The following is a 20,999-nucleotide window of genomic DNA, read 5'->3' as shown; positions in this document are numbered from 1 at the left end:
GATCTATAAGGAGATGAGCATATGAGCAACAAAGAGAAAATTAAGTTGTTATGGAAAGAATATACCCAGCTTCATCCACAAAAAGCGGATAAATATGACGCCTGGGCCTTTGGTGACAGTCCCCAGATGGCCGATAAACTGCTCGATCTGGTGATTCGTGGGATCAAGACAGGAACTGCTTCAAATTATGATATATTTGAAACTTGTGACGAGACGTTTCCGCAAGTTGGCGGGCACAGTATCGTGCTGGATGGTTCTGGTGATCCGCAGGCAATAATTATTACTACAGAGGTACAAATTATACCTTTTGATGAGGTTAGCGCTGAGTTTGCCTATACTGAAGGAGAGGGTGACCGGACGCTTAAGTCATGGCGTCATGATCATGAGCAGTTCTTCACCCGAGAATCCTTAAAATTCTCAAACAAACCCTTTGATCCAAAGATGAAAGTTGTTTGTGAGAATTTTAAAGTGGTATATACAAAAGGCTAAGATCTTCAAAAAACGCAAAAGGCTGTCTCTTCCACAAGGAAGGGACAGCCTTTTGTGTATACTATAAATTCAACAGAATTAGATCCTCATTAATTTATGGTTTAGTGCCAAAATCCCAAAATCCAGCCAATAACAGAGATCCATAACGGAATGCTGATTAAGATACCCCAAACCAGCCCAGTGGCAATATTGCCTTCTGCAGGACGCACCACATTTTCCTGTTTCAATGGAATGCTCAATTCTTCTTGTTCCATGCGATCCCCTCCTAAAATATCTTATCGTCACAGTAGAGGAAAAAATGTAGACCGCTCGACCCAAAAAATTAAAATTTTGAATTTTGGTAGATATAAAGGCTCAGCGGCCAAACCGTTGTAAGTGCTTACATATTAGATATTAACCAAATTTTGAATAATTAAAAACTTAAATTTGCGGAAGTCATACAGTATATGCAGATTCTTAGTCCAATATTACTACTTTTTCCGGATTTCGTAAATATTCAAACATCGTCCGAATCTGTGCCTCTGTATTCCGCTCTGCTGAGAGCTCAGGCAGCTTATCTTCTGCAAAAAAAGAAACTTCGCTTGTCTCTACCCCTTCCATTGCCTCTCCGCCCACAATGCGGCATAAAATAAAGAACTTATACACGTGATAAGGCTCCGGTGGATGGTTATGAAATTTCTTATCTAATACAGCCAGTAAGCGAACTGCTTCTGCCTCAAAACCCGATTCCTCTTTGATTTCTTTCACAACAACCTCACTCGGGGACAGTCCAATGTCTCCCCAGCCACCAGGAAGCGCCCAATTCCCGTCCAACTTCTCGCGAACAAGTAGAATTTCATCCTCCCGGAATACAACACCACGGACATCAACTTTTGGAGTAGCATAACCCCCTTCACCCGCAAAGGAGAGTCTAATTCTCTCCTTGCTTTCGAAGGTATAATTAGCGAGGATATCTACACTGAGCTCCCGCAAAGCTTGATACCGTTCTATATCATAAACATCCTTAGCATAAGTTAATCCAGTCTGTGCGATGGCCTGAATTTCTTTGGCCCACGTTAACCATTTCTGCTCCATTGCTGCACCCCTTTTTCGGTACCTTGATTAGGATTACTGGCAAAGCATTAAATGACGCGAGAAGGCTCCTTTTTTAGCTTCACAACGGTCTATGATTGTAAATCCAGCTTCAGTGATCATCTCGTCCATCGGTTCAATCGCAACGATAACCACCCGATCTGCAATCCGGCGCGCATTCACTAGAATCGCGAACTGCTCCTCAGGTGTAATACTAGAATATAGATTATATGGCATATCTACAATGGCTACATCGTAATGATCAGTGATATCCGCAATATCCCCAAGCGTTACCTCACTGGTGAATCCAAAATGGGCAATATTTGTTCTCGCACCGGTAGCAATCATAGGGTTAATATCACGTCCAACCATGTCGATTCCCATTGACAAGGCTTCTACCATTACAGTTCCAATACCACAGCAAGGATCTATAGCACGTATACCTTCAGGATTCGGAATAGCCATATTAACCGCGGCACGGGCAACACGTGTACTAAGCGCGATAGAATAGCTGCGTGGCTTCTTCATTTGGCGGAACCAAGTTGCCTTGTTTTTATGATAAGATCCGAAGTACCAGCGTCCACCCAGCGTAACAATGCCGTATACCAGCTCCGGATGGTTAACATCCGCTTCTCCTTCAATCCGCAACCCAATTTCCCGCTCGATCACTCTGCGCTCATCATACTCTATTTTGTCTGCAGGGCCCAGATCGTTGGTCTTCACAAAAATAACCTTAAACGTCTTGCCGCCAAGCTCCACCTGCTCCGTTTGATCATAAATCTCAGGCAGACTATCCCCTTCATACATTACATCTATCCGCTCTTTAATGAAGGGACTGCGGCTGACATCCACTTCAACCTCACTCTTAAAAAGAGCAGCCGGCACCTGCTCGCCAAAAAGACATCGCAGCTCCATCTGACACAGCGATAACTCGTCCTCTGAACAGGTGTAAGTATAAATAAATGTGTTGGTTCCACTTTCCGTATGCAATATAATCCATCCTCTATCCCAGTGAATTGTTCTGCTGTCTTGTTACTCCTGTGTGTCGTGCTGGTGGTCATAATCTATACGCGCTTTGGCGATCTTCCCATTGTTTTTGTTGACCCAGTCCACAAGCGAGGTTAAAGGTCCCAACAATGATTCTCCTATGCTCGTCAGACCGTATTCCACAGTCAGTGGGACTGTAGGCGTCGCCTTACGCCAAACTAATCCATCCCGTTCCAAATGGCGCAGGGTCTGGGTCAGCATCCGTTGTGATATCCCTCCAGAGCGCCTTTGCAACTCTTTGAACCGCAAAGCTTCAGCACCTAAATTGACTATGATCAGTACACTCCATTTGTCTCCGACCCTGTCCAGAATCTGGCGGGTAATGGAGCAATCCTCCAGCATCGGCATGAACCGGGTGGGTTCTTCCTTTGAATGTTCCAACTGTGGTTACCTCCATGTAACTTAAGCATGTAATAGTGCCTTCTTGTCCCTCAAGCCTATTCAGCTTATCATGGTTACTGTTAGTAATCAACAACCGGAAAGGAACTAATAAATCATGAAAAAGACCATTGCCATCATGGGTGCTGGACCCGGCCTAGGACTCTCAATCGCCAAAAAATTCGGAGCCAACGGATTTCAAGTGGCATTAATCTCTCGAAATAAAGAGAAGCTGAACACCCTTGTTCAGGAACTGCAAGCACTAAATATCGAGGCTGCTGCTTTTCCTGCCGACGTATACAATAAAGAACAAGTAGCCACAGCCTTCGATAATATCAAGAAAAAATACGGCTTTATCGATGTGCTCGAATTCAGCCCGACAAGTGGAAATTACCCTCCTACTCCTGCTTCACAAGTAACCGAAGAAAATGCACAGGATGCCTTTCAGGCACTGGTTGTAGCCGCTATCCGCAGCGTAGCACAGGTATTGCCTGAGATGCTGGAGAAACGCAGCGGCGCACTGCTGTTCACAACCGGATTGTCCTCCATCTATCCCATGCAGATGATGGGTAATGTTGGCATTGCGCTTAGCGGATTAAGAAACTACGCACTTAACCTGCATGCAGATTTGGCTCCACAAGAAATCTATGTAGGTCATTTAGCACTTGGTGTATTCATTAAACCCGGCACCGCTACAGATCCAGGACTCATCGCTGATGTTTGGTATGAGATGTATATGGACAAAAGCAAAGCTGAGGATACTTTTCCCCAAGGTGTGAGACCGGCTACAATCATCTGGTGAGAGGTTTGCCCCATCGCTTTTGATCCATAGTGAGTTCTCCAGTATAATGGTTCCTATAGAATGCTAAACAAGACGGTCACGCATGGCCAATAAGCTTATGCCCAGGCGCTTACAAAGCCGGTTTTGCGCAGCAAAACTTAAGGAGGTACATACTCACTATGTCATACGAAACTTATTTTTCAACCCACCGGGATGAACATCTCGAAGAACTAAAACAATGGCTCAGAATTCCAAGTATTTCTGCCTTATCTGAACATAAGGACGATGTACTGAAGGCAGCCCATTGGCTGACAGACACCCTGAAAAAAGCCGGACTTGAGAACATTGAGTTGCATCCGACAGCGGGACATCCCGTTATATATGCCGATTATCTTCATGCTCCAGGCAAACCAACCATTCTCGTGTATGGTCACTACGATGTACAACCAGTAGACCCATTAAACCTATGGACCACACCTCCATTTGAACCAGAGATTCGTGATGGCAAGCTTTATGCACGCGGAGCAACAGATGACAAAGGACAAGTATTCGTTCACCTCAAAGCCATTGAGGCGATTCTAAAACAAGAAGGTACTCTTCCTGTGAATCTCAAGCTTTGCATCGAAGGTGAAGAAGAAATCGGCAGTGTGAATCTGCCTCCGTTCCTTGAAGCCAATAAAGAAAAGCTCGCTGCGGATGCGGTGTTAGTCTCCGATACATCCCTATTGGAACGCGGTCGTCCTGCCATCTGCACTGGGCTACGTGGACTAGCTTCCCTTGAAGTTGATGTAACTACCGCTTTGACAGACCTGCACTCCGGTTCTTACGGCGGTGGCGTTCCGAATGCACTGCATGCCCTAGTATCTTTGCTAAGCTCACTTCATGACGACAAAGGACGTGTATCTGTAGACGGATTCTATGAGGGCGTTCCTGAACTTTCCCCAATGCTGCGGGAAGAATTCGTGAAGCAAGGTGTGAATGAAGATAAAATCCGCGAAGGTCTTGGATTGGAATCGTTATACGGCGAAGAAGGTTATTCCTTTGTAGAACGGATTGGCGCTCGTCCTACGCTAGAGCTTAACGGCGTATACGGCGGTTTCCAAGGGGAAGGCAGTAAGACGGTTATCCCTAAAGAAGCCCATGCGAAGATTACCTGCCGCTTAGTTGGCGATCAGGATCCACAGCATATCCTCGATGCCGTTGAAGCACATCTGAAGGCTAATATTCAGACCGGAGCGAAAGTGCATGTTAAGCAAATGGAGAAGGCACGTGCCTTTAACATCGATCCGTCGAATCCTATTCTGCAAACTGCAGCAGACGCATATGGCAAAGTATATGGAACCCGTGCCCTCTTCACCAAAGACGGCGGCTCCATTCCGATCATGGAGAGCTTCTCCCGTGTACTGGAAGCACCTGTCGTTCTGATGGGCTTTGGTCTCGATGATGAGAACCTGCATGCACCGGATGAGCATTTCAACCTGGAGAACTTCGACAAGGGATTACTCACCATTGTTGAGTTCCTAAAGACTGTATAAGATAGCTACAAACAATTAAAGCCAGGGTCCCTAAATTGGGAGCCTGGCTTTTTAGTATGCGGCCAAACAAAAGAGCATCATTGCTTAGTCCATTTATAAAACCACCATACCATTGCTATCACCATTATTAATAAAAGAAAAACCAGGCTTTTAACTGAGCTACTTATTATTAAAGGTCTTAAATAAGCGATCATTATCCGTCCCCCATATAGAATGAATATAAAAGAGATATAATCACCATATCACTTAATACAAAATATTGAAATAGCAGAGAAACTCTGTGCTTAATCACAATTATTATCCTTCATGTAATATCTCCAGCAACAAAAATAAGCAACGTTTCAATCGTCCCTGAGATATTCTCCACTTTGCCATGACCATAAGGATGAGCTTTATTCGCAGAGCGACTCGACCATCGGACCGAGAAAAAAGCAATCAACGAAGCAACTAAATCTAAGGAGGAGTGGATCGCTTCCGAGATAATTGCTACTGAACCTGTAAGTACTCCGACCATAAGCTTTAAAGAAACGATAAATGTATTGCTAAGTACAGATAGGAACGCAATCTTTGCACCATTCAAAAGTTTCACAACCTTTTCTTAAAAGTACGCTATATTAAAGTTTTTCCATTAGGCAAATAGTATAAACAAAAAAATCCCACCAACCATTAATAGGCTGATGGGATATAAAAAACCCTTGCATCGCAAGGATTTGGAAGTTTGAATTTATGGAGCGGGTGATGGGAATCGAACCCACGCTATCAGCTTGGAAGGCTGAAGTTCTACCATTGAACTACACCCGCACTAGAAATTGAATACAAGAGATATTGTATCATCCCTACAAGTAAAAATCAACATTTTTTTAGTTTACAGGGAAGCGCCGAGGGGTGCCTTTTTTAAAAATATCGCCTCAAACTCTGCTGGTTGAATAGGTTTGCTGAACAGAAATCCTTGAGCTTCATGACAATGCTGCTCACGCAAAAACTGCAGCTGCTCCTTGTTCTCAACACCCTCAGCCGTAACCTTCAGCTTCAAATGATGCGCCATAGAAGTGATTGTAGAGACTATAGCAGCATTGTTGCTGTCCTCCATAACCTCTGATACGAACGACCTGTCGATTTTCAATCTGTCGATCGGCATGTTCTTTAGATAATGCAGGGAGCTGTAGCCTGTACCAAAATCATCAATACTGATGAAGACACCAAGCTCTTTCAGACGTTTCAGCTGATCAAAGGCTGTTTCTTTATCCAAGGTCATACTCTCAGTAATCTCAAGGTCGACATAACACGGATCTAATCCAATGTCGGTTAAGATGGTATGAATCCTCCCTGCTAGATTAGGCTGAAGGAATTGCCGCATAGATAGGTTGATGGAGACGCAAATCGGCACATAGCCGGCCAGCTGCCATTTTTTATTCTGCAGACAAGCTGTTTTGAGTACCCATTCCCCAATCGGAACAATGAGTCCACTCTCCTCAGCTAACGGGATAAATTCCGCAGGAGAGACCAGACCACGTTTCGGATGATTCCAGCGGAGCAGAGCTTCCATTCCTACGATCTCTTCCGTCTCCAGCAAAACCTTTGGCTGATACACCAGAAAGAATTCATTGCGTTCAAGCGCTCTGCGGAGGTCATTTTCCAGCTTTAGACGTTCCTTTGCTTTCATCTGCATAGCTGGGATATACCGGCGAATCTCCACTCCCTGTTCCTTGGCATTATGTACAGCCGTATCAGCATTCTGAATCAGATGTTCCGCAGTTTCACCGTCACCGGGATAAATACTTAACCCCATACTAAGCGAAATATGGTACTCCCCCGACTCTAAGGCAATAGGTACCTCAAACAATCGATGCAGCTCCGTAGCTCGTACCAAACAATCTCCAAGACTTGCTCTCTCCATCATAAGAAAAGCGAACTCATCCGCCCCCATACTATAAAGCTCTTCAGTAGATTTGGCCTCATTCACAAGCCGCTCAGACACCAGCTTCAATAAATGGTCTCCGGCAAAATGGCCCAGGGAGTCATTTATATTCTTGAAATGATTAATATTCATAATAGCTAACGCTGAGAATTTATCGCTCGTTTTCTTCTCTCCAGCAATAATCATCTCTTCTACACGCTGCGTCAGACGACGTCTATTGGGAAGTCCCGTTAAATCATCATGATAGGCTAAATAATTGATCCGCTCCTCAGCCAACTGCTTTTCGTAAAAAGGTTCTTCAATCGTCAGACGATATACTCCGGTAAGCAGCAAGTAGTAAGCAACTCCGCTACACACCATTCCGAAAAGATCATCTATATTGCCACTACTGAATGGACTCATAAAAAAGGCTTGGCCCAAAGAGAAAAAGATAAGTGCTCGAATAATAATAAGCAGTGAGGCTGACTTTTCACTTTTTTCAGGAAATACAATAACTGCAACACCTGCCAAGTAAACAAAAAGAACTGCTAAATCAGCAATCTGCTTCAATGGATTCATCCAAGGCTTAGTTAATAACTGAGGCAATGCCGAGTGGCTGAAAATAAACAAAACAATGGAAAGCACAATCAACATGAAGGCTATTCTAAACAATTTTCTTTTTTCAGAGACAGACACGGGCTTATCTTCCCTGCTAAAAATAAACAACATTCCTAAACCGCTGATTAGTCGTGAGAGGGTTCGCAGCCACAACGATTCTTCAAAAGTTATGAATGATGAAATCAACGGGACGCCGACAAAACCCAGTGTATGCAAGAAATCAATAATACATATTCCACCAAAAAGAGCAGCGGCATATAATCTTCCTTTAGATAATCTGCTAGAGAAGAATAACCAGCCCTGTGCAAATATTGCAAATCCAAAAGCAACATTACAGCAGCCGACAATGAGATAGAGAGAAGAAATAATATCCCAATCGTCCAATCGGTTAAGCGATGTATGGAAAATTTGAATTAAAAGGAACAGCAAGGCGCCTACAGCAGCTGCTTGAATTGTCTTTTTCTCTTCTTGTCTCATAAGTCCCTCGCGTCTGAAAATAATATCTATTAATTAACATTCAAGTATAGTTATGTCCTATGTATAAATATCGGCGGGATAGGACTTTTAAGTTACATTTCTTTTATGGGCATTCAAAAGGAAGGCGCGTTTATAAGTTATATATTCATAAATCTTGCATAAATATAAACCATTTTCTGCTAGCAGGCAACCAAAAAAGCACTTCCCCCTACGAAAGGGTTCAGTGCTTCTAAGAAACTCAAGTTTATTTGTCACCAAAGGTTACTTCTGGTGTTGTAAGCTTATCAAAAAAATCAACGGATTTATCCTTGTCTGCAGATGCACGAAGTGCCATTGCTGAACGTGGATGCTCATCAAGTGTACCTGTGATCATATAAGGAATGATATAGCCCCACTCCTCTTTCTCACGCAAAGGAATCATCAGGCGTTCAATAATATCAAGCACAGGGCGCAAGGAGTAACGTGTTTTCTTCAAATGAGTTACTAACAGCTCTGTAGGGCAATTTCCTGCAGCTCGTCCCATTCCATAACAAGAAGCATCCAGTAACTCTACACCATTCTCAGCAGCAATCAACGTGTTGGAGAACGCCAACTGAAGATTATTGTGAGTATGTACGCCTAGACGTTTGTTTGGCAGATGTGTCTTGAACTTCTCAACCAGATAATTCATGTCATTGTGATCCAAGCTGCCGTATGAATCTACAATATATACCACATCAACAACGCTCTCACGGATCATTTCAAAAGCTTCCAACAATTCATTCTCCATAACATTAGACAAAGCCATAATGTTGATCGTTGTCTCATAGCCTAGATCATGGAAAGTTTGTACCAATTGCAGGGCTTTCTCTACATCTTTGCTGTAGCATGCCACACGAATCAAATCCAGCATACTTTCGCTGCGAGGCAAAATATCATTCTCATCCACGCGGCCGATATCAACCAAAGCAGATAGCTTGGTGTGACCTTTTTGCGGAATCACTTTACGCAGGAAATCATCGTCCAGAAAACGCCATGGTCCGGCACCCTCTGCTCCTTTGAGCAATTTTGGTGAATTTTTATAACCGATTTCCATATAATCAACACCAGCTTCATTCAAGCCGGCATATAAGTTTTGTACAAATTCCACACTAAAATCCCAGTTGTTCACTAGGCCCCCATCTCGGATGGTGCAGTCAACAATCTTACATTGATTAGTCTTCATAATTATCTCCCTTCAACTATTGCAATCATTATAACCGCGAATATAGCTTTACTATGCAATTTATATCGTATAATCATACTTTAATGAAGAATAAAATGTAAAGGAATTTCATCTTCTTCTCTTTAATGCTATTACCACATCGTGTCAGCGACAATGATCACAGTAAATAAGCCCTAAAAATGCTACATTACAAGAAAATCATTGAGATTGATTATCAGTCTCTTTTGGAGGGATAAAAATGGCTTCTACCTCTTGCTCATTACTGCGACTACAACCGGGTTCGACCGGATATATTCATAAAATAGAAGGAATCAACCCCATCCTGCGTCGTCGTCTGGCTGATCTTGGAGTGTCCGAGGGTGTGAGCATTCGCCTGAAAGGAAAAGGACCTTTTTTAGGACCTATTACCTTGGAATGCAATGGACAACTGTTCGCCATCCGCCGGAAGGAAGCTTCATTGATTGAGGTGAACGTGTCTTGAGTTCAATAGCACTTGTAGGTAACCCCAATACAGGTAAAACCTCTCTCTTCAATACATTGACCTCCTCATACGAATATATTGGTAACTGGTCAGGGGTAACGGTAGAAAAGAAGATCGGCAGCCTGAAGAACGGCGCTGGCAAGCTCATTGATTTGCCGGGCATCTATTCCTTGCACCCACTCTCACGTGATGAGGGAGTTGCTGCCCAGTATTTAATAGAAGAATCTCCTGAAGCCTTAATTAATATCGTGGATGCTTCACAGCTGGAACGAAATCTGCTGCTCACGCTTCAATTACTTGAGTATGGCAAACCTACCTTACTCGGACTGAATATGATTGACGTCGCCAATGCACGTGGAATTCGCATCAATCATGAAGTCTTACAATCACGACTGGGTATAACTGTCCTCCCGCTTGTTGCAAGAACGGGAAAAGGCTGCGCACAAGTCCTCAGTATTTTAGAGAAATCCTCTGCGATTCCCGCTGTAAAGTTCAAGTTGAACTATGGTGAGATTGTAGAGCATGCGATATCTTCTATAGAAAAGGAATTACTTCCTATCAAGAACTTACCAAATCATCGCTGGATTGCTCTACAGCTTATGGAGCAGAATCCGGTTATTCTTCATTTTCTAAAGACACGTATGGACACCACCCGCCTGCTAAACATCTGTGAATCCTGTCAGAGTGAGCTACAGATCAAAAAGCTGGCCCTGACGCTCCCCCAATGGATTCGCTCACAGCGGATGGATTATATCCACTCCATTTGTGAGGTTGTACTTGATACAACAACGCAGAAGCCTCATAACTTAACAGAAAAATTAGATTCCATATTGACGCATCGTTTTCTAGGACTGCCCTTATTTATCTTCTTTATGTATGCTCTCTTTAAGACCACATTTGACTGGGTCGGCGGACCTCTATCAGATCTCCTCGATGGCCTGATCTCCGGACCGATTAGTGATGGAGCCAATTCCCTGCTACAGACGCTTGGAGCATCCAGCTTCACCCATGCCCTGATCGTCGATGGATTAATTAGCGGTGTAGGGGGCGTCCTCGTCTTTGTCCCGCAAATCTTCATTCTCTTCCTGATCATTTCCTTCTTGGAGGATTCAGGATACATGGCTCGGGTTTGCTTATTAATGGACAGCACGATGGAACGTATGGGACTAAACGGAAAAGCATTTATTCCATTCATCATTGGCTTTGGCTGCAATGTACCTGCCATAATGGCGGCGCGCAGCATCGAACAGCCCAAAGACCGAATGCTGACCACCTTGCTAATGCCGCTGATGTCCTGTTCTGCGAGACTGCCTGTTTACGCTTTATTCGCAGCTGTGTTTTTTCCGGCGCAAGAGGCCGTAGCAGTTCTGTCCATGTATGTGATGGGTATTGTGTTTGCACTGATTCTTTGTAAGGTATTCTCTAAATATTTATTCAAAAATGAATCCTCAGTTTTCATGATCGAGCTTCCACCTTATCGTATGCCGCAGATCAAGACCTTATCGCGCAGCACTTGGGAAAAGGGCAAAGGTTTCCTGCGAAAAGCTGGAACTATTATTCTTGCAGGCTCAGCAATTATTTGGTTTATGTCTTATGCCGGTCCTGGCGGGTTTGATGTGGACATGGATCACAGCTTCCTGGCTAAGTTTGGAGGTATGATCGCACCGCTACTGGCACCGCTTGGTTTCGGAACATGGCAGGCTGGCTCTACATTGGTTCCGGGATTTTTGGCAAAAGAGGTAGTAGTCTCTACCATGAATATCATCTATCACGCACCAGATGCTGCTGGTTTAGAAAATCAAATTTCTCAAGTCTTCACACCATTGAGTTCGATCAGCTTTATGGCCTTTATCCTGCTATATATTCCTTGTTTGGCTACTGTAGGGGTAATCAAAAAAGAAACAGCATCTTGGAAATGGACCTTCTTCTCCATGGGCTATTCTCTCGTTCTGGCGTATATCGTATCTTTAATTATTTTTCAAGGCGGACGGTTATTAGGATGGTCGTAGACTTGTAAATAATAAGATTCTCATGATGAAAGTGGGGTACCATTATGATAAATGTTGTGATTGTCGCCTTAATTTTCGGTTATTCTGGCTGGACCATCTATCGACATGTGCAAAAGGGGAAGCAGGGCGCTTGTGCAGGCTGTGATAAAGGAAAAAGCTGCTCGGCAGCATCGATGGATTCCCCTCTTTCTTGTTGTTCAACACCGGTTAACAACAAGAAGTAAGCTTGTAAAACGAGCAATAAATAGAGATTTATCGTTTAGCCTCCTTAACTAACGGGTATGTTTGTTATAAGCAACTAAAGACAATACCAAGGAGGTAATTCCTATGAATACCAAAAAGACATTATTTACAACAGTCGCATTGGGAGCAGTATATTTACTGAAGAATAAGGGAACTCGCGATAAAATTATGAACGGCATTCAATCCTACACTTCCCAATCGAAGGCCAAAAAATCCAGTGGTACTGTTTAAGCTTCTGCTCTTGGATTTCAATAAAGGGGTGTTCCCTAAACCAGAGTCTGATATGCTCCCCATATAGTAGACAGGTGAAATAATAAAAACCTGTCGCTGTATGGGGAGCATTTTTATGGAACAAAAGAAGTTTACAGCACTGGAAAAGTTAATGATTCTCCAAGAAATTGAACGGGGCGACATTGGTTTGAAAACTGCGGCCCGGAAGTATGGAATATCCAAAAACTCATTAGTGAAGTGGCGGCAACGTTATCAATTGTATGGATACGAAGGGCTGGAAGTCCGAAGCTACAATCGTACATATTCTGCAGAACTTAAACTCCATGCCGTTAAGGACTATCTCGAGGGAGGATTGTCGCAAAACCAAATCATCTGCAAGTATAAGATTGCAAGTTCAACCCAACTTGCCAACTGGATTAGGAAGTATAATGGTCATAGCAACAGCTTAACAGCTCATTCAGGAGGAACTAAAGCTATGACCAAAGGACGCGTAACCACTTGGCAGGAACGGATAAATATCGTGCTGTACTGCCTTTCGAACAGAGAAGACTATGCGAAGACGGCAAGCCATTTTCACGTGTCTTACCAACAAGTATATAGCTGGGTAAAGAAGTACGAAGCTGGTGGTGAAGAGGCGTTACGAGACGGTAGAGGACGCACTAAAGCGCCTGAAGAACTTACGGAAGCAGATCGCCACAAACTCGCGATGCAAAAACTGGAATACGAGAATGCACGCCTGCGTGCGGAGAATGCTTTTCTAAAAAAGTTAGAGGAGCTCGAAAGGAGGAGACGTTAAGGACCATTCGCCAGGTGAACATTTACCTGGCCATTCAGGCCGTTCAGCAGGAACAATCTTGCTCCATTCGGCTTTTGTGTGACATCGCAGGGATTTCACGGTCAAGTTATTACAAATGGTTGAATCGCAAACCCAGTTCTCGAGAGGCTGACAACGAGAAACTGACAGAGGCTATGCTCCTCTTGTATGAGAAGGTGGAGCGAACCTTTGGGTATCGCCAATTGACCCTGCATTTGCGCAGACAAATGGATAAATCTATTAACGCAAAGCGAGTGTACCGGCTGATGAAATGCCAAGGCATCCAGTCAGTCATCCGCAGAAAGAGAAAGAAGTATGTAGGCTCCACGCCTCAGCAGGTTGCAGAGAATGTGCTGAACCGTAATTTTGAGGCTGAAGCTCCAAACCAAAAATGGGTAACGGATGTAACGGAATTCAAATACGGAAACGGCAAGAAGGCGTATTTAAGTGCAATAAAAGATCTGTATGACAAGTCGATTGTTGCTTACGTTCTGGGTCATTCCAATAATAATTCGCTAGTTTTTAACACACTGGAATTAGCTTTGAAGGCAGCACCGGAGAGCCGAACCTTACTCCATAGCGACCGTGGTTTTCAGTATACCTCTCTGCATTTTAAAAAGATGCTGGACGATGCAGAACTGAAGCAAAGCATGTCCCGAGTAGGCTGCTGCATTGACAATTCGCCGATGGAATCCTTCTGGGGAACATTGAAATGTGAGAAGTACTACTTACATTCCTACCAGACCTTTGAAGAACTCCAAACAGATATTGATACCTACATTCATTTTTACAATAACGAACGGTTACAGGCAAAACTAAACGGCCTCAGTCCCATTGAATTTAGGACTAAGGCCGCTTAAACTACTTTTATTTTTTTTGCTGTCTACTTGACGGGGTGCAGTTCAGTCTGGTTTAGGGAACACCCCTTGTTGTTTAGAACGGACAGCTCCCCGGATGTTTAGATCTCGCTTTCGCTCAGCAGCCACTGAATGATAGAACGAACCATGACACCTGTTGCTCCCTTAGGATTAACTCCACGTTCTTTAGATACATATGCAGTGCCAGCAATATCTAGATGAATCCATGGCAAGCCCTCAGCAAACTCACCTACAAATAATCCGCCTGTAGTAGCTCCACCATATCTTCCAGCAGTGTTACGGATATCGGCAACCTCGCTCTTTAGCATTTCACGAAATTCCGGGTATGCCGGAAGCTGCCAGACCTTTTCCCCTGAATAGCTTGAAGCGGCCAGAAATCGCTCCAGAAACGCTTCATCATTAGTCACAGCACCTGTTGCTATATCTCCCAAAGTGGACAACACAGCGCCTGTCAGCGTAGCTACATCGATAATACGTTTCGCTCCCCATTCCCGAGCATAAGTCAGCGCATCTCCCAGGACAATTCTGCCTTCAGCGTCGGTATTCAACACTTCTATTGTTCGTCCGCTCATGGAGGTAATAACATCTCCAGGCTTAAAAGCATTGGCCGATGGCATATTCTCCGCAGATGGAATAACCATAACGACATTCATTCGTGGACGTAAGCGGCCAAGCGCCTCCATTACTCCGAGTACAGCCGCTGCCCCTCCCATATCACTAATCAGCTCTTCCATACCTGGTGCTCTTTTTAAGGAGATCCCGCCGGTGTCAAAGGTAACTCCCTTCCCTACAAGCCCCACTACGTTATCCCAATTCCCTGTCCCCTGATAACGGATGACGATCATTCGTGGAGGGTTTACACTTCCTTTTCCGACGGCGAGCAATCCGCCCATTCCTTTTTTCTCAATTTCCCGTTCGTCCAGCACCTCAGAAGGAAAGCCATATCGTTCAGCAACCTCTATAGCGGCCACAGCAAGGTCTGAGGGGGTCAATAGATTACCAGGCATGTTGGTCAAGCTCCGCGCCAAATTCGTGGCCTCACCGAAAGCTAGCCCCTTCTGAATGCCTTGAGTCCAACCCCGCCCGGCAGTACCCTCTAATTTCTCTTTTATAGTGAAAACAACTGCTGTTGGGCCTGTATAAAAAGACTGCACCTGCTTATAGGTAGCCCGACGATAGGAACCAAGCATTAGCCCCTCCGTCAGCGCATAAGCAATAGAAGTCACATCCTTCTCTACGGTAAGCTCCTGTAATTTGTCCGGCACTTCAAATATCAGCTTGAGCGCCTTCAAACGAAGTGCTGCACGGGCTGTCTGAGCCCCCATTTGCCTTAGATCCTCAGTCGTGAGAAGTTGGTCCCCCCTGCCAACCAAAATAACAACAGGACAACCAGATGAATTCTCAGCAGGTAGTACATAAGTCTGATTAAGCTTGCCTTTAAATAAACCTGCCTTTCCCAATAGGCGAATTCTGTCATCCCAGCCCTCGGAAAAGCCTCCATTTTCAACCTCAGACTCAGAAATAATAAGGATAAGGGCATCACCCTGCACATTGTTGGCAACACCACTGTTGTAATCTATATTCATTGTGATTCCCTCCATTTGTTTCCCAAAACCAACACCCATTGTAACATAAGCAAAGGCTGATCTCCGCATCTGTATTATCCGCAGGGATCAGCCTCTTATTACTTATTCTAATGGATTAATGGCAAAGAGATCACAAAATGAGTACCCTCGTTGACTCTGCTGCTAACAGAAATGCATCCGCCATGATTTTTGATGATGCGGTCACTTACGGAAAGACCCAATCCTGTACCATTCTCTTTGGTAGTAAAGAAAGGATTAAATAACCTGTCCAGTGTACGAATATCCATTCCTTTACCGTTGTCAGATATGAACATACGGACCTCAGAGCCTTCTCTGCGGGCACCAACTTCGATTTTCCCCATCGAATCATCTTCTCGATCCGCTACAGCCTCCATTGCGTTTCTAATCATATTAAGCACGACTTGCTTCATCTGTTTGACATCGCCAGAAATCACCATGTCCTCTTGAAGAGGATGAAGATTGATCTGGCAGCCTTTCATTAAAGCTTCGCTCTCTGTAAGGAGAACAACCTCCTTAAGCAATGCGGACACGGGTATCATCCCCACCTGCGGAACTGACGGCTTAGAGGAGGACAGAAATTCATGAATAATATCGTTCGCACGATCGATCTCGGCCAATATAATCTTGGCATATTCCTCTTTCCCCAGTTGATGCAAGTATGGATGAAGCAGTTGAATAAATCCCCGGATCGCGGTCAACGGATTCCGGATTTCATGGGCAATAGATGCGGATAATTTGCCTAGCATAGCCAAGCTATCGTTCTGGTAAGCCGTTTGTTCGATTAACTTATAATCCGAGATTTCCTTGACAGTGAACAAATAACAGCCTTTCATTTGCTCTCCGCAGCATAAAGTAACCTTCCAGTAACGGCCATACTCGTCTAGAAACTCATAATTTGATTTTCCTTTGTATACCATCTCTCTGTAGCTCTGCAGTACTTGTTTTTTCTTGGAACGGCTCAGTCGAATATTAGACAGCAGATGGGAAAATGTGCAGCCCACAAGAGAGTGACGGGTAAGCTCAAGCATCCCGTACATTTGCTTATTTACAAAACTTATAACTCCCTCTTCATCAAAAAGCATGATTCCGCTGTCAATATTCTCTAGAACATCCTCGTATGTAGTATCCACAGGTCCAGTTTGATAGGTTCTTCCCGGTAATAGAAGACTTTCTTGATATTGGCTAATCACGATACGAAGTTCCCCCTTTTACTGCATTTGACGAAGACGCTTAAGCGACATCAAATTACTATGTATTTGAGTGTATGACGAAGCCGCCAGAACATTCGGTAATCGTTGCACTTTTTCCAACCGGTTCAATTATATTCCAATCATATCCAAGAGAACTAGACAACGCAATCGGAGAAACTGTCGAATGGTAAAAAAATTCATAAAATGATTCCAAAGACATATGAAACATCACATCAAATTATATTTATTGCTATTTATTCGCCTAAATGATTTAAAACAATCTAAAAAGGATCACGAAAAGCTAAAAAGGATTATAAAAAGCTAAAAAGCCCCCGCGATTGCGGAGGCTTACATGGAAAAATGGGGCATGCCCAAAAAATTAGTAATAAACTTATGCCTTTTGTTGCAGGCGTAGACGGCGCTGACTCATCACAGCTAACCTTTTTTTCAATTCCCGTTCCCACTTGGTATCCTCAATCTGTTTGGCTACAGCTAGCAGGTCAAGCGCCATATCGATTTGATTGCGTACAACGGCTAGAGGATCTTCACTCTCGACGTTAATGACGTTCTCGAATATTGCAGTTTCGTCTTCCATGACATAGTCCTGAAAGTCCACGTCGGTAACACCATCTCCATGTGCATATTCCGCTAAGATCTCATATTCATTCTCGACCTTGTAGTGAACCTCCACACGATGACATACCGGACAAAAAAGCAGGGGAACATTATGGACTTGCGTGCGATAATGTTTTAGGGTCCCCTTTGTTCCTACCATACTCGCTCCACAGCAAAAGCTCATATTTGTTCGCCCTCCTTAGAAATAACCCTTTGATTGTTTATTATTGTATTACATTACCCCAATGGAGATTCCTCCACTCGAGGACATAATATAACTTTTCGCGCCTATTTTCAAATCTATTTAGATATACAAGATCTTTTGGAGCAAAAAACCCCCTTACAGAAAATTTTCTGCAAGGAGGTAGAAATCAGAATATCAAAGATCACTATGATAACGGTCGAGAATTTACAGATTCTTATCGCCCGGCTTCCAGTTCATTGGGCATAAGCCACCAGATTGCAAGGCTTGCAGAACACGAAGAGTTTCTTCCACGCTGCGGCCTACATCATTGTGGTTAACGACTTGATATTTCAATTCGCCTTCAGGATCGATAATGAACAAGCCACGCAATGCGATACCTTCTTCTTCAATCAGAATGCCATAGTCTTTAGAGACTTGTTTCGTAATATCAGCTGCAAGCGGGAAATTCAAACGACCCAGGCCATTGGAATCCTTAGGGGTATTGATCCAAGCTTTGTGGCTGTGGATCGAATCGATGCTTGCGCCGAGAATCGCTGTATCAAGTGCTTCAAACTGTGCTGCTGCGTCACTCAGAGCTGTGATTTCAGTTGGACATACAAATGTGAAATCAAGCGGATAGAAGAAGAATATAAGCCATTTGCCACGATAATCAGACAAGCTTACTTTACCAAAATCCTTACCATCACCTGATACGGTTTCCATAGTAAAATCGGGAGCCGGTCTACCTACTAAACGTTCCGCCATTGCTAGAATCCTCCCTCTGATTATGTAAGAAAAAGTACCATTTGTATCTCTCAATATACTGAAATATATTGAAATTTGCAGAAATCGATAATATCTTGTCTACTAAACAAATGGTATCATCGCACAAAATCAAAGTCAAGATTAGACCAATTATTTATTTGTAATCATTATAAACTAATAATTAAGCTTTGCGGATTGCTGCAACAATCAGGTCGCCCATTTCAGTTGTACTGATCGCTTTGCTCTTATCCACGGCGATATCACTTGTACGGTGTCCTGCATCCAATACAGCAGCAACTGCAGCTTCGATTGCAGCAGCAGCATCCTCATAACCAAAGGTTAAGCGGAACATAAGGGCCAGCGACAAGATTGTTGCGATCGGGTTCGCAAGCCCTTGTCCGGCAATATCAGGAGCAGAGCCGTGAACGGGCTCGTAGAGACCATAGTTGCCGTCACCCATCGAAGCCGAAGCAAGCATACCGATAGAACCTGTCAGCATAGCAGCCTCGTCGCTCAGGATATCACCAAACATGTTCTCAGTAACGATAACGTCAAAGCTAGATGGACGGCGCAGCAGCTGCATTGCGCAGTTATCAACCAGTACATGCTCTACCTCTACCTCCGGATATTCTGGAGCGATCTTATTCACAACCTCACGCCACAAACGTGAAGTTTCAAGTACATTCGCTTTATCAACACTCGCCAGTTTATTGCGGCGCTTGCCGGCAATTTCAAAAGCTTGGCGGACAATTCGTTCTACTTCCATTACGTTATACACACAGGTGTCCACAGCTTCTTCACCATGTTCTCCTTGACGGCGCAATTTATCTCCGAAATAAATCCCGCCAGTCAGTTCGCGAACTACCATAAGATCTGTGCCTTCCAGGACTTCAGGCTTCAAAGTCGAAGCATCCTTAAGACAGTCAAATACGACAGCTGGACGCAGGTTTGAGAACAACCCCAGTGCTTTGCGAATTCCGAGCAGTCCGGTTTCAGGACGAAGTTCCTTTGGATTATTATCCCATTTTGGTCCACCAACAGCACCCAATAACACAGCATCTGCGCTACGACAGATTTCAAGTGTATCTTCCGGCAGCGGAGTGCCCTTCTCGTCTATAGCGATACCGCCAAATAATGCATGCTCTGTTTCAAAGGCATAACCGAATACTTCTTCTGTTACTTTCAATACTTTTTCCGCTTCTGCTACAACTTCTGGTCCAATACCGTCCCCTGCGATAACGGCGATTTTTTTAACTTCACTCATCTCAGTCACTCCTCAAGTTTTCTGCTCTAACAGACATAGTTCTTCTTTATATTGTTGTATCATACCCAGTCGTAAAGGACAAAGATATAGATTCTATTGAGCTGATAGGTATAGCCTATAAACAGTGAGAATCAGACCACCACCGTAAATGCTGAGCATATTTGCTCTTAGTTCTGAAGATGTTTACAATTACTATGAAGTCATCTATCAAAGGAGTGAATGCGAAGTGCATTATACAAAGCTTGGCAAATCCGGCATGAAGGTCAGTCGCCTATGTCTAGGAACGATGAATTTTGGCCCACAGACGGATGAAAAAGAAGCCTTCCGCATCATGGACGCTGCACTGGATGCAGGTGTTAATTTTTTTGATACCGCTAACATTTACGGCTGGGGCGAAAATTCTGGCCTGACTGAAACCATTATCGGACGCTGGTTTAAACAAGGCGGCGGGCGGCGGGAAAAGGTCGTACTAGCCACCAAAGTTTATGGAGCCATGAATGATAAGCTTGATGGTCCTAATGATGAAGAAGGATTATCCTCATATATCATTCGCCGCCATCTTGAAGGGTCCCTGCAGCGTCTTCAGACCGATCATATTGAATTGTACCAGATGCATCATATAGACCGCAGTACGTCCTGGGAAGAGCTCTGGGGGGCTTTCGAGCTGGCTGTGAGTCAAGGCAAGATTGGTTATGTCGGTTCCAGTAACTTCGCAGGCTGGGATATCGCCATAGCACAACAAGAAGCAAAGGCTCGTGGTTTTCTTGGACTAGTCTCAGAGCAGCATAAATACAGTCTGACCTGTCGGCTTCCTGAACTTGAAGTTTTGCCAGCCGCTCGCCATCTGGGGCTAGGTATTATTCCTTGGAGTCCACTCGATGGAGGTCTGCTCGGAAGAAATGCACTCAAAAAAATAGAGGGCAGCCGAAGTGGCGGAAATGCAGATCGTGTAGAGCAGCACAAGAGCCAGCTTGAGGCTTTTGCCAGCTTATGTATGGAGCTGGGAGAACCACAGGATAATGTCGCTCTTGCTTGGCTACTGGCTAATCCTGCTGTAACAGCTCCTATTATCGGCCCCCGCACACTGGAGCAATTTGAGAGTGCGCTGCGCAGTCTTGAGATTGTACTAGATGAAGCTGTGCTTAAACGACTAGATGAAATATTCCCTGGACCCGGCGGTGAAGCCCCTAAAGCCTATGCTTGGTAGGTAAGTTCTATCAC

Annotated in this window: 20 protein-coding genes, 1 tRNA gene and 1 pseudogene; 9 read left to right on the top strand and 13 right to left on the bottom strand. The window is 44.1% G+C overall.

The features are described from left to right. The first annotated feature begins 21 nt into the window (after nt 1-21). Entirely contained in the window at nt 22-489 is a 468-nt protein-coding gene (locus tag NST40_RS06505) for an ASCH domain-containing protein (RefSeq protein WP_076276668.1), read from the top strand. 101 nt (nt 490-590) lie between these two features. Here the strand turns inward: NST40_RS06505 and NST40_RS06500 are convergent, their stop codons facing one another. From NST40_RS06500 to NST40_RS06485, 4 genes are all read right to left on the bottom strand, one after another. Next, complete coding sequence (locus NST40_RS06500; protein ID WP_155288093.1) at nt 591-743, bottom strand: hypothetical protein; 153 nt, start codon at nt 741-743, stop codon at nt 591-593. 202 nt (nt 744-945) lie between these two features. Then, nucleotides 946-1,563 (bottom strand): NUDIX hydrolase, encoded by a 618-nt coding sequence (locus NST40_RS06495; RefSeq protein ID WP_076125462.1) that lies wholly within the window; start codon nt 1,561-1,563, stop codon nt 946-948. A gap of 33 nt (nt 1,564-1,596) precedes the next feature. After that, a complete protein-coding gene (locus tag NST40_RS06490) occupies nt 1,597-2,550 on the bottom strand; it encodes an RNA methyltransferase (RefSeq protein WP_076276669.1) in 954 nt (317 codons plus the stop codon). A 42-nt stretch (nt 2,551-2,592) separates the two neighbouring features. Next, entirely contained in the window at nt 2,593-2,988 is a 396-nt protein-coding gene (locus NST40_RS06485; protein WP_244886429.1) for a helix-turn-helix domain-containing protein, read from the bottom strand. A 115-nt stretch (nt 2,989-3,103) separates the two neighbouring features. Between NST40_RS06485 and NST40_RS06480 the strand changes: the two genes are divergently transcribed. Both NST40_RS06480 and NST40_RS06475 read left to right on the top strand, forming a co-directional pair. Continuing rightward, nucleotides 3,104-3,787 carry an SDR family NAD(P)-dependent oxidoreductase gene (locus NST40_RS06480; RefSeq protein WP_076276670.1) on the top strand — a complete coding sequence of 228 codons (684 nt, stop codon included), beginning with the start codon at nt 3,104-3,106 and terminating at the stop codon, nt 3,785-3,787. Nucleotides 3,788-3,945: 158 nt separating this feature from the next. Then, nucleotides 3,946-5,301, top strand: coding sequence for a dipeptidase (locus tag NST40_RS06475; RefSeq protein WP_076136221.1), 1,356 nt, complete (start codon nt 3,946-3,948; stop codon nt 5,299-5,301). Between the two features lie 316 nt (nt 5,302-5,617). On the opposite strand, the pseudogene NST40_RS06470 reads toward NST40_RS06475, so the two are convergent. From NST40_RS06470 to NST40_RS06455, 4 genes and pseudogenes are all read right to left on the bottom strand, one after another. Further along, nucleotides 5,618-5,881, bottom strand: a pseudogene (locus tag NST40_RS06470) (cation diffusion facilitator family transporter); the annotation flags it as partial. A 147-nt stretch (nt 5,882-6,028) separates the two neighbouring features. Then, nucleotides 6,029-6,102: transfer RNA gene (locus tag NST40_RS06465), tRNA-Gly, on the bottom strand. A gap of 64 nt (nt 6,103-6,166) precedes the next feature. After that, complete coding sequence (locus NST40_RS06460; protein WP_076276671.1) at nt 6,167-8,293, bottom strand: EAL domain-containing protein; 2,127 nt, start codon at nt 8,291-8,293, stop codon at nt 6,167-6,169. Nucleotides 8,294-8,537: 244 nt separating this feature from the next. Further along, complete coding sequence (locus NST40_RS06455; protein ID WP_339189972.1) at nt 8,538-9,497, bottom strand: aldolase catalytic domain-containing protein; 960 nt, start codon at nt 9,495-9,497, stop codon at nt 8,538-8,540. Nucleotides 9,498-9,735: 238 nt separating this feature from the next. Between NST40_RS06455 and NST40_RS06450 the strand changes: the two genes are divergently transcribed. From NST40_RS06450 to NST40_RS06430, 5 genes are all read left to right on the top strand, one after another. Beyond that, nucleotides 9,736-9,978 (top strand): FeoA family protein, encoded by a 243-nt coding sequence (locus tag NST40_RS06450; RefSeq protein WP_036680093.1) that lies wholly within the window; start codon nt 9,736-9,738, stop codon nt 9,976-9,978. Further along, on the top strand, nt 9,975-11,987 hold the full coding sequence (gene feoB, locus NST40_RS06445; protein WP_076276672.1) for a ferrous iron transport protein B: 2,013 nt from the start codon (nt 9,975-9,977) through the stop codon (nt 11,985-11,987). Before NST40_RS06450 ends, feoB begins: the two co-directional genes overlap by 4 nt. 44 nt (nt 11,988-12,031) lie before the next feature. After that, nucleotides 12,032-12,211: a FeoB-associated Cys-rich membrane protein gene (locus NST40_RS06440; RefSeq protein ID WP_038569228.1), complete on the top strand. Its 180-nt coding sequence runs from the start codon at nt 12,032-12,034 to the stop codon at nt 12,209-12,211. 103 nt (nt 12,212-12,314) lie between these two features. Then, a complete protein-coding gene (locus NST40_RS06435; RefSeq protein ID WP_172628785.1) occupies nt 12,315-12,461 on the top strand; it encodes a hypothetical protein in 147 nt (48 codons plus the stop codon). Nucleotides 12,462-12,576: 115 nt separating this feature from the next. Continuing rightward, nucleotides 12,577-14,135, top strand: a protein-coding gene (locus tag NST40_RS06430) for an IS3 family transposase (protein ID WP_342410153.1) whose coding sequence is annotated in 2 segments (ribosomal slippage) — nt 12,577-13,210 and nt 13,210-14,135 — 1,560 coding nt in all. Because the reading frame shifts where the segments join, the coding sequence is not laid out codon by codon here. 98 nt (nt 14,136-14,233) lie between these two features. Here the strand turns inward: NST40_RS06430 and NST40_RS06425 are convergent. The 5 genes from NST40_RS06425 to leuB all read right to left on the bottom strand — a co-directional run bounded on the left by NST40_RS06425 (nt 14,234) and on the right by leuB (nt 19,778). Beyond that, complete coding sequence (locus NST40_RS06425) at nt 14,234-15,739, bottom strand: leucyl aminopeptidase (protein ID WP_143761989.1); 1,506 nt, start codon at nt 15,737-15,739, stop codon at nt 14,234-14,236. Between the two features lie 107 nt (nt 15,740-15,846). Beyond that, nucleotides 15,847-16,950, bottom strand: coding sequence for an ATP-binding protein (locus tag NST40_RS06420; protein WP_076218519.1), 1,104 nt, complete (start codon nt 16,948-16,950; stop codon nt 15,847-15,849). A 391-nt stretch (nt 16,951-17,341) separates the two neighbouring features. After that, nucleotides 17,342-17,749, bottom strand: a complete 408-nt coding sequence (locus NST40_RS06415) for a hypothetical protein (RefSeq protein WP_036680100.1) — start codon at nt 17,747-17,749, stop codon at nt 17,342-17,344. A 225-nt stretch (nt 17,750-17,974) separates the two neighbouring features. After that, a complete protein-coding gene (locus NST40_RS06410) occupies nt 17,975-18,514 on the bottom strand; it encodes a peroxiredoxin (RefSeq protein WP_076278011.1) in 540 nt (179 codons plus the stop codon). Between the two features lie 181 nt (nt 18,515-18,695). After that, nucleotides 18,696-19,778 (bottom strand): 3-isopropylmalate dehydrogenase, encoded by a 1,083-nt coding sequence (leuB, locus tag NST40_RS06405; protein WP_036680106.1) that lies wholly within the window; start codon nt 19,776-19,778, stop codon nt 18,696-18,698. A gap of 226 nt (nt 19,779-20,004) precedes the next feature. On the opposite strand from leuB, the gene NST40_RS06400 reads away from it, so the two are divergent. Beyond that, nucleotides 20,005-20,985, top strand: a complete 981-nt coding sequence (locus NST40_RS06400) for an aldo/keto reductase (RefSeq protein WP_076218520.1) — start codon at nt 20,005-20,007, stop codon at nt 20,983-20,985. Nucleotides 20,986-20,999 lie beyond the last annotated feature (14 nt).

The sequence above is a fragment of the Paenibacillus sp. FSL R10-2778 genome (genome assembly GCF_038593035.1).
GTDB lineage: Bacteria > Bacillota > Bacilli > Paenibacillales > Paenibacillaceae > Paenibacillus_AQ > Paenibacillus_AQ odorifer.
The sequence above is the reverse complement of the archived record's forward strand: the minus strand, read 5'-3'. Positions and strand labels throughout refer to the sequence as shown.